Raw genomic sequence first — 14270 nt, forward strand, 5'->3', positions numbered from 1 at the left:
TTGTTGAAAGATGTCAACATTACCACCGGCGGCTTCGGCTTGGCAAACCCCGCGTCGCGCGCAGTCGGCGATCAGTTGGCGGCGCACTCTTTTGCCGCCCCGTGCGCCACGGCCGCCAGCACGCGATCGAGCGCCGTGACATCGATCGGCTTGACGAAGTGGTGGTCGAATCCGGCTGCGACGGCCATGTCCTGGTCGTGCATTTGTCCGTACCCGGTCAGCGCGACCAGGACTGCGCCGGCCGTGCCGGGCAAGGCGCGCAGGCGGCGTGCAAGCTCGTAGCCGTCGATATCCGGAAGGCCGATATCGAGGATGTAGAGCGGCAGCGGACTTGCGCCGCTGTAGTCGAGGGCGCTGCGGGCGTCGGCCATCACCGTGACCACATGGCCCTTGGCCTCCAGCAGGTTGGCCAGGGTGCGCGCCGCATCGACATTGTCGTCGACGATCATCAGGTGAACCGGCGCCGCGCGCGTCCCGGCCGCCTCGGGCGGCGCGCTGGCTGGCGACGTGTGCTCGGCCAGCAGGGGGAGCGTGAGGGTGAAGTGCGCGCCCTTGCCGATACCTTCGCTGTGCGCGCTCACCTGGCCGCCATGCAGCGCCATGATGCTGCGCACCAGCGCCAGTCCCAGCCCGAGGCCGCCCTGCGAGCGGTCGGCGGTGCGCCGCGCCTGCTTGAAGAGGTCGAATACATGGGGCAAGAGTTCAGGGCCGATGCCGATGCCGTTGTCGGACACGGCAAGGACCAGCTGCCCGTCGTGCACGTCGGCCGACAAGGCGATCTTCCCGCCGCGTGGCGTGTACTTGGCGGCATTATTGAGCAGGTTGGCGAGCACCTGGACCAGGCGTTTCTTGTCCCCGAGGACAAGCGCCTCGGGCGTGCGCAGGTCCACCACGAGTGCATGCCCGCATGTGTCGATCAATGGTTGCGCCTGCTCGACGGCGCTGGCGACGACGGCGCCGAGTTGGACCGCCTGCTTGTCGATCGACACCAGTCCGCGCGTCACGCGCGACACGTCCAGCAGGTCGTGGATGAGGGATTTGAGGTGGTCGGCCTGGCGGATGATGATGTCGCCGGTGCGCTGCAGGCTGGCTTCGTCCCGTCCAGGCAGCTTCAGCATGTGCGCTGCGGCGACGATGGGCGCGAGCGGGTTGCGCAGTTCGTGGGCCAGCATGGCAAGGAATTCATCCTTGGCATTGTTCTGGTTCTCGGCGGTACGCCTTGCCTCGCGTTCGCTGCGCAAGAGCTGTTCGCGCTCCCGTTCGAGCCGCTGCCTGGCCTGGTTTTCCGCCTCCAGCTTGACGCCGGCTTCGTGCAGCGCGCGCTGCAGCACGTCGGCCTCGACGACGCGCGAGGGCTCGATGGCGGGAATCTTGCCGAGTTCCAGCGCGCGCGCTGCTTCCAGGGCCAGGTCGAAGGAGCCGGTCAGCCGCCTGGCGAACAGGACGATACCGAGAATCGCGCTGCCCAGGGCCAGCAGCAGCACGCCTGCCGCGATCAGCGTGGCGGTGCGCGCCGGACTGTCGATTTCTTCTTCCGGGGCGGCGATGGCAACGGTCCAGTTCGCGCGCGTCGTATGCGTGAAGGTGTTGTACGCCATGAAGCCGTCGCGCGTCATGTTCATGATCCTGCCGCTGGCGCGCCGGCGCGCGGCGTCGAACAGCTCGGGTTTCACCGGTTTGCCGACGAACTCCTTTTCGCGCAGGTTGCGGGCGATCGTGATGCCGTCCTCGCCGAACACGCCGACCACCCAGGTTGGCGGCAGCCCGCCGCGATGCAGCAGGGCCGTGATGTGGCTGACATGGAAAGTAAGCGACAGCAGGAAGCGGCGCCCGGCGGCGCCTGTGACCGGCAGATTCACCGAGACGACCTTCCACTTGCCGGCGCGCCCATCGCGCAGGTTCGACACGCTCGGTTTCTGCAGCCGGATCGCCTGTGGAATCCAGGTGTTCGGTCCGTCGTCGAAGCTCGTGCCGTAGGGATGGTGCGTATGCATCAGCATGCGCCCCTTGGCGTCGTAGAGCACTGCCCAGGAATCGGCCGAGGTGATGGTCTTGCGCATGAGGGCATACAGGGCGGCAAAATCTTCCTGCGCCATCAGCTCGGTCTGGCCGATCACGCGCAAGGCGCCCTCGGCACGGACCAGTTCCTTGTCGATCGACAGGGCGATCGACCCGACTTTCGCCTCGACCATCTGCAGCCGCGATTCTTTTTCCTCCTCCAGAAGCAAGTGCAGGCCCCAGCCTGACAAGGCCACCAGCGGCACCAGGACGGTCAGGACGATCAGGGCAAGATAGGTACGCGTCTTCATCTTGTTGATCTTGGTGTTCCATGCCCGTGCCGCATCCAGGCAGGCAGGCGGATCGGACCCGGCGATATCAGGGGCGGCTTGTCGACACGGCGATTCTAACAGGCAAGTGAATGCCCTGCTTCCGGCGTCTAGCGCGCTCGCTTGTCCTGTAATGACTGCAGCAGGAGGTCGAGGTCGGCGAGACCCGCAGGCTTGGTCAGGTGGGCATCGAAGCCCGCGGCCCTGGCCCGTGCCCGGTCCTCGCTTGATCCCCACCCGGTCAGCGCGGCAAGGTAGGTATGCGCGCAGCCGGGCATGTTGCGTAGTGCGGCCGCCACCTCGTAGCCGCTCAGGCCCGGCATGCCGATGTCGAGGATGGCCAGGTCGTAGTCGCCGCCTTGCGCCTGCTGCAGCGCCTGGCGCCCGTCATGGACGACGTCCACCTCGTGACCGCCCATTTCCAGCAGCGCCATGAAGGTGTTGGCGGCGTCGACGTTGTCGTCGGCAACGAGGATCTTCAGCCTGTCCCTGTCCCCGTTCGCGACCCGGGCAGCCACCAGGGCGTCGTCGACCGGGGGCGCATCCTCACCGCCGGTGGCGAGCGGCAGTTCCACGACAAAGATGCTGCCTTGGCCCTCGCCGGGACTCTCGGCCCGCACGACGCCTCCATGCATCTCGACCAGGCTGCGCACGAGGGACAGGCCGATGCCCAGGCCGCCCTGGGCACGGCCCATGTTGCGCGATACCTGGCTGAACATGTCGAACACGCCGGGCAGGGCGTCCGCGGGGATGCCGATGCCGCTGTCGCTCACGGCGACGCGCACGCTGCGTTCGTCATGCTGCGCCGTGATGCCGATCCTGCCGCCGCCGGGCGTGTACTTGGCTGCATTGGTCAGCAGGTTGCTGAACACCTGCGCCAGGCGGACCGGGTCGGCATGCAGTACCAGCGGCAGGTCCGGCAGGGCGACCTCGAGCTGGTGCCCCGCCGCCTCGATCACGGGCGCTGCCGTGTCGACCGCATTCGCGATGGCTTCGCGCAGGGCGATCCGCTCCCGTTTCAGCTGCACCTTGCCGCTGTTGATCCTGGCGATATCCAGCAGATCGTCGATCAGGTGCACCAGCTGGTTCAGCTGGCGGTCCATCATCTCGAAGACCCTGGCCTGCGGCTTGCCTCCCGCCAGCTGGATGAGTTCCAGGCCGGTACGGAGCGGGGCGAGCGGATTGCGCAATTCATGCGCCAGCGTCGCCAGGAATTCGGTCTTGCGCCGGTTCTCGGTGGCCAGGTCGTTCGCCAGGCTGCGCAGGTCGTCGCGTGCGCGCCGGTCGTCGGTGACATCGCTGAACAGCACCGCCACCTTGCCCTGCTGCGGGTCGCCGACGCGCGTCGCATAGATATTGAACCAGCGGCCGATCGGCGAACCCTCCTCGACTAGCCGCAGCGGCCTTCCTGTCAATGCCACGCTGCTGTACATCTCGGCCCAGTGGGTGTCGGTCGAGTGCGGCACCAGTTCGCGCACGGTCTTGCCGCGCGCGTCCTTCAGGCCGGTCTGGGCCTCGAAGGCGGGATTGATGTCGAGGAAACGGTAGTCGACCGGCTTGCCCGCCTCGTCATACAGCACTTGCACGATACAGAAGCCGTCGTCCATCGAGGCGATCAGAGTGCTGTAGAGCTCGCTTGCCGCGCGCTGCTCCTGCTGGGCCTTCACCTGGCTGGTGATGTCGAGGGTGTAGTGCAGGACGAAGATCAGCTGTCCGGACGCATCGAACACCGGCGCATTCACCGCGTTCCAGTAGCGCTCTTCGACAGACTCGCTGCCGTCCCCATGCCGAACCTTGATGGGGTAATGCTGCTCTGCCATGGTCTGGGGCTTGCCGCTGGCGATGGCCAGGGCGATCGATTCCTTCAGGGCCATGGCGGTAGGGTTGTCCGGGTCTTCTCCCGGATCCGCGAAGGCGCCGAACAGGCGCGTCCCCAGCAGCTCGTCGCGCGTACGCGTGCTGGTCTGCAGGAAGGCATCGTTGACCGCGACAAAGACAGGGTCGTCCGATGGCGAGAACAGGGCGGTAGGGATGGTCGAGCTGTTGAAGACGGCTTGGATGTGTTCCAGCGAAAGCATAGGTCCGAACGCCAATGAGAGATGATGGCCTCATCATACAGTTTCCTGCTGGAGAAACATGGCCGATCCGCGCGGATGGGACAGGGTGGCCATGGGCGGGACGATTGCAGGCCGCGGATTTGCCAGGTCTCGTGGATTGCCTCACACTGGCGCCTGACCGCAGTTCAACACCTGGAAAGGACGCACGCCATGGGATTTTCCCTTGCCTGGATCGCGATACGCGGAAAACCGAAGGACGAGATACTCGCCCAGCTGTCACTCGTCGATACGGGCGAGGCCGACGAGGAGAACGAAACCCCGGTCTCCGGCGCCGCGCTGCCGGGAGGCGGCTACCTGGTGGTCTTCCAGGACATGGGGCACCCGGCCACGCGGGCGGCGAGCATGGCCCGCCTGTCCGAAGGCGGGGAGGCGCTCGGCTGCCAGGTCGAGGAACACGTCATGGCCAGCGCGGCTTTCGAGTACAAGGATGGGGCGAAGCTCTGGGATGTGGCGCACCTGGCGGAGCAAGGTGTGTATCACCTGGCGGTGGAGGGCACGCCGCCCGCGCTGCTCGAGGCCATCCATGCCGAAATGAAGGCGACCCAGGACGAGGAGGGCGGCCTCGAGGCAGACGTGGATTGCCTGTTCGAGGTGCCGATCATGATGGCAACTGCACTCTGCGGCTACCGCCACGACGAGGCGGCGCTGCTGTCCGGCGACACGCTCGGCTTTACCGAACTCGTTCCAGCCTCGGGCGCTCGCCGGCGCTGAGGCTCGCCTACGAGCGCTCGCGCTCGACCCGGTTCACGCCCGCCACCCTGCGCAGGTTGCGGATCAGCTGGGCCAGGTGCACCCGGTCTTTCACCTGGATGGTGAAGCGCAGCTGCGTCATCAGGTGTTCGTCGTCCTCGTCCATGCCGACATAGGTGATGTTGGCGTCGGACTCGCCAATCTCGGCCGCGACGCGCGCCAGGATGCCCTTTTCGTTGTTGATCAAGAGGCGGATGCGGCAGTCGAAGCGGCGGTTCAGTTCCTCGCCCCACTGCACGGCAATCCAGCGGTCCGGTTCCTTGGCGCGCACGCGCTTGGCCGGCATGCACTCGCAGGTGTGCACCACCAGGCCCTGGTCGCGGCGCAGCTGGCCGAGGATCTGGTCGCCGGGGATCGGCAGGCAGCAGGGCGCCAGCTGTACCGACACGCCTTCGCTGCCGTAGATCGTGACCGGGTCGATGTCGGTGCCTGGTACCGGCAGGCTGGAGGGCTTGTGCTCGGGGTCGGCGTCCATCAGGCCGAAGATGTGGCGCGCCACCAGCTGCGGCATGCGCTTGCCGATGCCGATGTCGGCATACAGCTCTTCCATCGACTTGGCCGAGGATTCCGCCAGCAGCTTGTCGATGGTCGCAGGCGGCAGGTCCGGATTGATGTTGCGGGCGGCAAGGGCGCCGGCCAGCAGTTCCTGGCCGAGCTCCACCGACTCGTTCACGTTCACCGTGCGCAGGTAGTGGCGGATCGCCGAGCGCGCCTTGCCGGTGCGGACGTAGGACAGCCAGGTGGGGCTCGGGCGCGACTCCGGATCGGTCACGATCTCGACGATGTCGCCGTTGTGCAGCTCGGTGCGCAGCGGCTGGGTCTCGTTGTTGATCTTGACCGCCACCGTGTGGTCGCCGATGCCGGTGTGGATCGAGTAGGCGAAGTCGAGCGCCGTGGCGCCGCGCGGCAGGGCGATGATTTTCGATTTCGGCGTGAACACGTAGACCGAATCCGGGAACAGGTCGACCTTGACGTGTTCGAGGAATTCGGCCGAGTCGCCGGTCTGCTGCTGGATGTCGAGCAGCGACTGCAGCCAGGCATGGGTGCGCTGCTGCAGGTCGGACATGTTGGAGTCGCCGGTCTTGTACAGCCAGTGCGCCGCCACGCCGCTCTCGGCGGTGCGGTGCATGTCCTGGGTGCGGATCTGGAATTCGACCGGAGTGCCGTAGGGGCCGATCAGGGTGGTATGCAGCGACTGATACCCGTTGATCTTGCGGATCGCGATGTAGTCCTTGAACTTGCCGGGCATCGGCTTGTACAGGGCGTGCAGGGTGCCGAGCGCCACATAACAGTTCGGGACCGTATCGACCACCACGCGGAAGCCATACACGTCGAGCACCTGCGAGAACGACAGGTGCTTGTTGCGCATCTTCTTGTAGATGCCGTACAGGGTCTTTTCGCGGCCGTAGACCTCGGCCTCGATGCCGCCCGTGCCCAGCTGGTTCTTGACCGATTCGAGGATCTTCTTGACCACTTCGCGGCGGTTGCCGCGCGCCGCCTTGATGGCCTTGGCCAGCGTGTGGTAGCGCAGCGGGTACAGGTGCGAGAAGGACAGGTCCTGCAGCTCGCGGTAGATGTTGTTCAGGCCGAGGCGGTGCGCGATCGGCACGTAGACTTCCATGGTCTCGCGGGCGATGCGGCGCTTCTTGGCCGCCACCATCACGCCCAGGGTGCGCATGTTGTGCAGGCGGTCGGCCAGCTTGATCAGGATGACGCGCACGTCCGAGGCCATGGCCAGCAGCATCTTGCGGAAGTTCTCCGCCTGCGCTTCGATCTGGCTCTGGAACTCGATCTTTTCCAGCTTCGACAGGCCGTCGACCATGTTGGCGACCTGGGCGCCGAAGCGCTCGATCAGCTCGTCCTTCTTGACGTCCTGGTCTTCGATCACGTCGTGCAGCAGCGCGGCCATGATGGCCTGGGCGTCGAGCTTCCACTCGGCGCAGATTTCCGCGACGGCGATCGGATGGGAAATATAGGGCTCGCCCGACTTGCGGACCTGGCCGAGGTGCATCTCGTCGGAGAAGCGGTAGGCTTCCTTGACTTTCTTGAGCTCGGCGGGGGTAAGGTAGTCGGAAAGCTTGTTGATCAGCTGCGTAACCGAAGCAACGCCCGGGGCGGGCGCCGGCGCCTCGGCGTCTTGCGGTTTGCCCGGACGCTTGTTCCGGGCAGGAGCGGGGACTGGATGGGTCGAATCCGGGGAAGACAATTTCATACGTTATATCGATCAGCCAGTATGAAGAACAGCATAACAGATTCGTCTGCGGAAGGACCCGTCCCCGCGGGGTATTACATCGGCACCTTTTTCAGCATTTCCAGGCCAACTTTACCGGCGGCGATTTCGCGCAGCGCGACGACGGTCGGCTTGTCCTTGGCTTCGACCTTCGGGGTGTGGCCCTGCAGCAGCTGGCGCGCGCGATAGGTCGCGGCCAGGGTCAGCTGGAAACGGTTCGGGATGTTCTTGAGGCAATCTTCGATAGTAATACGGGCCATGGTCACTCCTGAATGGACAATGTTGCGGCGTACCTTGCGGCGCCGCGCTTACGTAGGTTGTTGCGCGTGGATTCCCAGCTGGGCAAACAAGTCGGCGTTGCGCGCCGCCTGCTGGGCGAATCGGCAACGTGTCGCTTTGACAATCGCCTGCAGCTCTGCAAGCGCGACGTTGAACTCTTCGTTGATGATAGCATACTCGAACTCCGGTGCGTGAGCGATCTCCCCCCCGGCGGCCAGCAGGCGGCGGGTAATGATGTGGGGCTCGTCGGTGCCGCGCTTGTGCAGGCGCTCCTCCAGGGCTTCGATCGACGGCGGCAGGATGAAGATGCCGGCCGCGTCGGGGAACTGCTTCTTGACCTGGCGCGCGCCCTGCCAGTCGATTTCCAGCAGGATGTCGGTGCCCAGCTTCATTTCCTGTTCCACGCTCAGGCGGCTGGTGCCGTAGTAGTTGCCGTGCACTTCCGCCCATTCCAGGAATTCGCCGCGGTCGGCGCGCGAGACGAAGTCTTCCGCCGTGGTGAAGTGGTATTCGCGGCCGTCCTGCTCACCCGGACGGGGCGGGCGGGTCGTGGTCGAGATCGACAGCTTGATGCCCGGCTCCAGCTTCAGCAGGGCGTTGACCAGGGTCGATTTGCCGGCGCCGCTCGGGGCGGCGACGACGAACAGGCTGCCGGACAGGGCGGGAGTGATCATGCTTGGTTCCTTCTTACGTTTGTTCTTGGCGACGTGGGTCGCGTGGTATTCATCATAAGTTTGAACGCGCGGGCGGGAAACCCGCCCACCCTACGAAATCGCCCTTGTAGGGTGGACGGGTCCCCCGTCCGCGCGTTCAAATTACCGTCGCGCTGTTGCGCAACGACAACAATCCAGTCGAATTATTCCAGGTTCTGCACCTGCTCGCGCATCTGCTCGATCAGCAGCTTCAGCTCCATCGACGCATCCGCCAGCTCCTTCACCGACGCCTTGGCGCCCAGCGTATTCGCTTCGCGGTTCAGCTCCTGCATCATGAAGTCGAGGCGCTTGCCGACCTGGCCGCCCTTCTTCAGGATGTGGCGCGTTTCGTTCAGGTGGGCCGACAGGCGCGACAGCTCTTCCGACACGTCGATGCGGATGCCGTACAGGGTCACTTCCTGGCGAATACGCTCGAGCACTTCCTGGCGGCTCAGGACCGACGGGTTGCCGTGGCCGGCCAGGCCGAGGGCGTCCTGCATGCGCTCGACCGCCTTCTGCTGGAAGCCGTTGATGACTTGGGGGATGAGCGGGGTGATGCGCTTGACGATGGCTTCCATCGCAACGATGCGCGACAACAGCATCGCTTCCAGCGCCGCGCCTTCGCGCTTGCGGCTGTCGACAAAAGCCGCGACGGTAGTGGCGGTGAGGGCGGCGACGTCGGTCTGCAGCGATTCCTGGCCCACGGTCGATTCTTCGATAACGCCGGGCCAGCGCAGCAGTTCGGCCACCGTCATCTGCGGCGCCTGCGCGAAATGCTTGCTCACTTCGGCCTGCAGGCGCGCCAGGTCGGACAGCAGTTCCTGGTTGAGCGCTTGCGAGCCGCCAGCCGCCTTGCGGCCGAAGGACAGGCGCACCTCCACCTTGCCGCGCGTGATCGCCGCCATGATGGCGGCGCGCAGCTCAGGTTCCAGGGCGCGCAGATCGTCGTTGATCCGGAACTGGAGATCGAGGAAGCGTGAATTCACGCTCTTGATCTCGATCGTGAGGGTGCCGGCAGCGCCTTCGCTGGTGGCTACCGCATATCCTGTCATGCTAGAAATGCTCAATGGGGTCCCCGGTTTTTATTCTTTACAAAGCCGACATTTATCCACACAATCGTCCTGTTAAGCAAGGATTCCCGAATGGCCGCACAGAATAACGCCCCCCTGCCTGATGGCCTGGAAATTGCCGGATATCGCATTGTAAAGAAAATTGCGTCCGGTGGGTTCAGTATTGTTTATCTGGCATATGACGGCGAAGGCAATGCGGTCGCCATCAAGGAGTACCTGCCCAGCCAACTTGCCCTGCGCGCGCCCGGCGAACTCGCCCCCAGCGTCTCGAAGCCGAACCTGCCGGTGTTCCGCATCGGGCTGAAGTGCTTTTTCGAGGAGGGCCGGGCCCTGGCGCGCATCGTCCATCCGAACGTGGTGCGGGTGGTGAACTTCTTCCGGGCCCACGAGACCGTGTACATGGTGATGGCCTACGAATCCGGGCACACGCTGCAGGACCATATCGCGCGCCTGCACGCCAGGGACAGCCGCATGGGCGAAGCCTCGATCCGCCAGCTGTTCAACGGCGTGTGCGCGGGCGTGCGCGAAGTCCACGCCAACAAGCTGCTGCACCTGGACCTCAAGCCCGCCAACATCTACCTGCGCAGCGACGGCTCGCCGCTGCTGCTCGATTTCGGCGCCGCGCGCCAGACCATCAACATCGACGCGCCGATGCTGGCGCCGATGTACACGCCGGGCTTCGCGGCGCCCGAGTTGTACAGCAAGGCGGCTGCCCTTGGCCCCTGGACCGACATCTACAGCATCGGCGCGGCCATGTATGCCTGCATGACGCGCAGCATGCCGCCCGCAGTCGAGGCCCGCAAGCTCGAGGACAGGAGCGAGGCCCAGTTCGCGAAGCTCGACGGCAGCTATTCGCCCGAGCTGGTCGCCATGGTGCGCGCCTGCATGGCGCTCGATCCGCTGGCCCGGCCGCAGAGCGTGTTCGCGCTGCAGAAGGTGCTGCAGGCGCCGCCGACGCTGGCCCCGCAGCCGCACGAAGCCGGCCCGCCGCGCACGGCCGGCTGGCGCGGACTGGTCGGGCGCTTCGGCGGCATCGGGCGCAAGCTGCGTACTTAACAATTCGCGAGGACCGGGCATGCAGTTTTCCGTCTACCAGCAGACCCACATCGGCGGGCGCAAGGTCAACCAGGACCGCATGGGCTACAGCTTTACGCGCGATGCGCTGCTGCTGGTGCTGGCCGACGGCATGGGCGGGCACCTGGCGGGGGAAGTCGCCGCGACCATCGCGCTGCAGACCCTGTCGATGATGTTTCGCATGCAGGCGCGGCCCTACGTGAAGAAGCCCGAGCGCTTCCTCGACGACGCGCTGCAGCAGGCGCACTGGGACATCCTGGCCTATGCCGAGGCCAACAAGCTGCCGGAGACGCCGCGCACCACGGTGGTGGCCTGCCTGGTGCAGCATAACTGCGCCGTGTGGGCACATTGCGGCGACTCGCGCCTGTACTGGGTGCGCCGCAACCAGGTGCTGGCGCGCACCCGCGACCATTCCCACCTCGAATACCTGATCGAACGCGGCCGGGCGCGCGAGGCCGACCGCAACACCCACCCGGACCGCAACAAGCTGTACAACTGCCTGGGCGCCGGCCAGGCGCCGAAGATCGAACTCTCGCGCCAGGCAAGCCTGGAGCCGGGCGATACGCTGCTGCTGTGCTCCGATGGCCTGTGGTCGATGCTGCCGGAAACCGAAATCCTGCACCGCCTGTCCACCTCCACCATCGTACAGGCGGTGCCCGACCTGGTGGCGATGGCGGCAAGCATCGGCGGCGCGCGCGCCGACAACACCACGGCGCTGGCCATCACCTGGCAGGGCGCCGACGCCGAGGGCGCCGGCTCGCCGGACATGATCTCGACCCAGATGCTCGCCGAAGACGCGGTGAGCTCGACGATCATGGCCGGCCAGCCCTTGCATTCCGGTGCCAATGCGGGCACCGCTCCAGATGTGTTCGACGAAGACGAGATCGACAAGGCGATCGCCGAAATTCGCGAGGCGATCGAGAAATCTTCCCAACTACTCAAATAAAAAGGCCATTCCATGACGTTTGCACAACGCCCGAGCGGGCGCGCGGTCGACCAGCTGCGCTCGATCCGCATCACCCGCCAGTACACCCGGCACGCCGAAGGATCGGTGCTGATCGAGTGCGGCGACACCAAGGTGATCTGCACCGCCAGCATCGAGGAGAAGGTGCCGGGCTTCCTGAAGGGGAGGGGGCAGGGCTGGCTGACAGCGGAGTACGGCATGCTGCCGCGCTCGACCCATACGCGCATGGACCGCGAAGCCGCGCGCGGCAAGCAGACCGGCCGCACCCAGGAAATCCAGCGCCTGATCGGCCGCTCTCTGCGCGCCGCTTTCGACCTGGAAGCCTTCGGGGAGCGCACCCTGCACCTGGACTGCGACGTGATCCAGGCCGACGGCGGCACCCGCACCGCGTCGATCACCGGCGCCATGGTGGCGGCCTACGACGCCTTCGGGGCGCTGGTGGGCCAGGGTGTATTGCCTGCGCCCCCGGTCAAGCACTTCGTGGCCGCGATCTCGGTCGGCGTGTACCAGGGCACCCCGGTGCTGGACCTGGATTATGTCGAGGATTCGGCCTGCGATACCGACATGAACATCGTGATGAACGAGCAGGGGCATTTCATCGAGGTGCAGGGGACGGCGGAAGGCGCGGCCTTCGATCGGGTGGGGATGAACCGGCTGCTGGACCTGGGGCAGCTGGGGATTACGGAATTGATCAGGCTGCAGAAACAGTCGCTGGGACTGGCCGCATAGAGGATCGGCTGCACAAGCGCGCCATGGTGCGAAGCGGTAGAATATCCACCCTTCCGTACACCACATCCAGCGCCATGACCCAACGCCTGATCCTCGCCTCCAACAATGCCGGCAAACTGAAGGAATTTGCCCAGCTTCTCACGCCGATCGGCTTCGACCTGCATCCGCAGGGTGAATTCGATGTCCCGGAAGCGGAAGAGCCCTTCGGCACCTTCGTGGAAAATGCGCTGGCCAAGGCGCGCCATGCCGCGCGCCTGACCGGCCTGCCGGCCCTGGCGGACGACTCGGGCGTGTGCGTCAATGCGCTCGGCGGCGCCCCGGGCGTGTATTCGGCTCGCTTCGCCGGCGAACCGAAATCCGACGCCCGCAACAATGAAAAGCTGGTCGCCGACCTCGCTGGACACGCCGACAAGTCGGCCTATTACTACTGCGTGCTGGTCTACGTGCGCCACGCCGACGACCCGCAGCCGGTGATCGCCGACGGCCAGTGGCATGGCGAGATCATCGATACGCCGCGCGGCGCCAACGGCTTCGGCTACGACCCGCACTTCCTGATTCCCGCGCTCGGCAAGACCACCGCGGAACTTGACCCGGCCGTGAAGAACGCCCACTCGCACCGCGGCCAGGCCCTGCGCGCACTGGTAGAAAAACTGAAATGATCCCGATTAAAGTCGCTGGGCCAATGCCGGGCGAATCCCGCTCTCCCGCGGCAACGGCATTGCAGTACCTGCAGCCGGGCGCACTGAACCTCACGGTACTGCCGCCGCTGTCGCTGTACATCCACTTCCCCTGGTGCGTGCGCAAGTGCCCCTATTGTGACTTCAATTCGCACGAGGCCAAGGGCGAGCTGCCGGAGAAGGAGTATCTGGACGCGGTGCGCCTCGACCTGGAGCAGTCGCTCCCGATGATCTGGGGCCGCAAGATCCACACCATCTTCATCGGCGGCGGCACGCCCAGCCTGATGTCGGCGGCCGGCCTGGATCGCCTGATGTCCGACGTGCGCACCCTGCTGCCTCTGGCGATGGACGCCGAGATCACGATGGAAGCCAATCCCGGCACCTTCGAAGCCGAGCGCTTCAGGTCCTACCGCGACAGCGGCATCAACCGCCTGTCGATCGGCATTCAGAGCTTCAATGGCGCGCACCTGAAGGCGCTGGGCCGCATCCATGACGAAGCCGAAGCCCTGCGCGCGGTGGAGATCGCCCGCTCCACTTTCGAGAATTTCAACCTCGACCTGATGTTCGCACTGCCGGGGCAGACCCTCGAGCAGGCCCGCCAGGACCTGCGCACGGCGCTCTCCTTCGCCCCGCCGCACCTGTCGATGTACCACCTGACAATGGAGCCGAACACGGTGTTCGCCAAGTATCCGCCGGCCCTGCCGGACGACGACGCCAGCGCCGACATGCAGGACATGATCCTGGAAGCGAGCGCCGCGGCGGGTTACCAGCACTACGAGGTGTCGGCCTATGCGCAGCGCGGCCGCCAGGCGAAGCACAACCTGAACTACTGGCAGTTCGGCGACTACCTCGGCATCGGCGCCGGCGCCCACTCGAAGATCTCCTTCCCGCACCGCGTGCTGCGCCAGGCGCGCTACAAGCAGCCGGGCTCCTTCATCGAGGCGGCAAAACGGGGCAACCCGGTGCAGGAAGAGCACGAGATCGCGCGCGGCGACCTGGGCTTCGAGTTCATGCTCAACGCACTGCGCCTGGTCGACGGCTTCGACCCCAACCTGTTCGGCGAACGCACTGGCCTGGGCATCAGCGCCATTGCCAAGGCGCTGAACGAGGCGGAAAACAAGGGCTTGCTGTACCGCGACCACAAGCTGATCAAGCCGACCGGGCTTGGGCAGCGTTTCCTGAACGACCTGCAGGAGATGTTCCTGGCTGGCTGATGCGGGACGATACTGTAGGGTGGTCGGCTCTGAACTGACCCCAGAAAGTTGGACACTAACTTTCTGGGGTTTTATGGGGAAGTACACACCTGCCTTCAAGCTGATTGTCGTGCAACGGTATCTTGAAGGCTCGATGGGTTACCGCAC

12 protein-coding genes are annotated in these 14270 nt (G+C 65.5%); 6 read left to right on the forward strand and 6 right to left on the reverse strand.

Annotated elements, in window-relative coordinates; all coding sequences use genetic code 11:
• Positions 1–71: 71 nt before the first annotated feature.
• Complete coding sequence (locus AC56KL_RS16125; protein ID WP_497181176.1) at positions 72–2309, reverse strand: hybrid sensor histidine kinase/response regulator; 2238 nt, start codon at positions 2307–2309, stop codon at positions 72–74.
• A 128-nt stretch (positions 2310–2437) separates the two neighbouring features.
• On the reverse strand, positions 2438–4405 hold the full coding sequence (locus AC56KL_RS16130; RefSeq protein WP_497181177.1) for a PAS domain-containing hybrid sensor histidine kinase/response regulator: 1968 nt from the start codon (positions 4403–4405) through the stop codon (positions 2438–2440).
• Positions 4406–4594: 189 nt separating this feature from the next.
• Here AC56KL_RS16130 and AC56KL_RS16135 point away from each other — a divergent pair, with 189 nt between their 5' ends.
• The gene (locus AC56KL_RS16135; protein ID WP_497181178.1) at positions 4595–5155 is read left to right on the forward strand and encodes a hypothetical protein; all 561 of its coding nucleotides are present in this window, start codon (positions 4595–4597) and stop codon (positions 5153–5155) included.
• Positions 5156–5162: 7 nt separating this feature from the next.
• Here the strand turns inward: AC56KL_RS16135 and AC56KL_RS16140 are convergent, their stop codons facing one another.
• The 4 genes from AC56KL_RS16140 to AC56KL_RS16155 all read right to left on the reverse strand — a co-directional run bounded on the left by AC56KL_RS16140 (position 5163) and on the right by AC56KL_RS16155 (position 9447).
• Positions 5163–7406 (reverse strand): RelA/SpoT family protein, encoded by a 2244-nt coding sequence (locus AC56KL_RS16140; protein ID WP_497181179.1) that lies wholly within the window; start codon positions 7404–7406, stop codon positions 5163–5165.
• Between the two features lie 74 nt (positions 7407–7480).
• On the reverse strand, positions 7481–7684 hold the full coding sequence (gene rpoZ, locus AC56KL_RS16145; protein ID WP_056443456.1) for a DNA-directed RNA polymerase subunit omega: 204 nt from the start codon (positions 7682–7684) through the stop codon (positions 7481–7483).
• A 48-nt stretch (positions 7685–7732) separates the two neighbouring features.
• Positions 7733–8377 carry a guanylate kinase gene (gene gmk / locus AC56KL_RS16150; protein WP_497181180.1) on the reverse strand — a complete coding sequence of 215 codons (645 nt, stop codon included), beginning with the start codon at positions 8375–8377 and terminating at the stop codon, positions 7733–7735.
• Between the two features lie 182 nt (positions 8378–8559).
• Entirely contained in the window at positions 8560–9447 is an 888-nt protein-coding gene (locus AC56KL_RS16155; protein WP_497181181.1) for a YicC/YloC family endoribonuclease, read from the reverse strand.
• Positions 9448–9537: 90 nt separating this feature from the next.
• Between AC56KL_RS16155 and AC56KL_RS16160 the strand changes: the two genes are divergently transcribed.
• The 5 genes from AC56KL_RS16160 (at position 9538) to hemW (ending at position 14123) form a co-directional block, all read left to right on the forward strand.
• Entirely contained in the window at positions 9538–10521 is a 984-nt protein-coding gene (locus AC56KL_RS16160; protein WP_497181182.1) for a serine/threonine protein kinase, read from the forward strand.
• 19 nt (positions 10522–10540) lie between these two features.
• Positions 10541–11485 (forward strand): PP2C family protein-serine/threonine phosphatase, encoded by a 945-nt coding sequence (locus AC56KL_RS16165; RefSeq protein WP_497181183.1) that lies wholly within the window; start codon positions 10541–10543, stop codon positions 11483–11485.
• 12 nt (positions 11486–11497) lie between these two features.
• The gene (gene rph / locus AC56KL_RS16170; RefSeq protein ID WP_497181184.1) at positions 11498–12232 is read left to right on the forward strand and encodes a ribonuclease PH; all 735 of its coding nucleotides are present in this window, start codon (positions 11498–11500) and stop codon (positions 12230–12232) included.
• A 74-nt stretch (positions 12233–12306) separates the two neighbouring features.
• Positions 12307–12891: an RdgB/HAM1 family non-canonical purine NTP pyrophosphatase gene (rdgB, locus tag AC56KL_RS16175; protein WP_497181185.1), complete on the forward strand. Its 585-nt coding sequence runs from the start codon at positions 12307–12309 to the stop codon at positions 12889–12891.
• Entirely contained in the window at positions 12888–14123 is a 1236-nt protein-coding gene (hemW, locus tag AC56KL_RS16180; protein ID WP_497181186.1) for a radical SAM family heme chaperone HemW, read from the forward strand. Before rdgB ends, hemW begins: the two co-directional genes overlap by 4 nt.
• Positions 14124–14270 lie beyond the last annotated feature (147 nt).

The sequence above is a fragment of the Telluria sp. ZB4P34 genome, from assembly GCF_059686055.1.

Excerpts from the sequence above, each read along its gene's own strand:
- AC56KL_RS16125 (WP_497181176.1), bottom strand. The coding sequence starts at position 2,309 with ATGAAGACGCGTACCTATCTTGCCCTGATCGTCCTGACCGTCCTGGTG.
- AC56KL_RS16130 (WP_497181177.1), bottom strand. The coding sequence starts at position 4,405 with ATGCTTTCGCTGGAACACATCCAAGCCGTCTTCAACAGCTCGACCATC.
- AC56KL_RS16135 (WP_497181178.1), top strand. The coding sequence starts at position 4,595 with ATGGGATTTTCCCTTGCCTGGATCGCGATACGCGGAAAACCGAAGGAC.
- AC56KL_RS16140 (WP_497181179.1), bottom strand. The coding sequence starts at position 7,406 with ATGAAATTGTCTTCCCCGGATTCGACCCATCCAGTCCCCGCTCCTGCC.
- rpoZ (WP_056443456.1), bottom strand. The coding sequence starts at position 7,684 with ATGGCCCGTATTACTATCGAAGATTGCCTCAAGAACATCCCGAACCGT.
- gmk (WP_497181180.1), bottom strand. The coding sequence starts at position 8,377 with ATGATCACTCCCGCCCTGTCCGGCAGCCTGTTCGTCGTCGCCGCCCCG.
- AC56KL_RS16155 (WP_497181181.1), bottom strand. The coding sequence starts at position 9,447 with ATGACAGGATATGCGGTAGCCACCAGCGAAGGCGCTGCCGGCACCCTC.
- AC56KL_RS16160 (WP_497181182.1), top strand. The coding sequence starts at position 9,538 with ATGGCCGCACAGAATAACGCCCCCCTGCCTGATGGCCTGGAAATTGCC.
- AC56KL_RS16165 (WP_497181183.1), top strand. The coding sequence starts at position 10,541 with ATGCAGTTTTCCGTCTACCAGCAGACCCACATCGGCGGGCGCAAGGTC.
- rph (WP_497181184.1), top strand. The coding sequence starts at position 11,498 with ATGACGTTTGCACAACGCCCGAGCGGGCGCGCGGTCGACCAGCTGCGC.
- rdgB (WP_497181185.1), top strand. The coding sequence starts at position 12,307 with ATGACCCAACGCCTGATCCTCGCCTCCAACAATGCCGGCAAACTGAAG.
- hemW (WP_497181186.1), top strand. The coding sequence starts at position 12,888 with ATGATCCCGATTAAAGTCGCTGGGCCAATGCCGGGCGAATCCCGCTCT.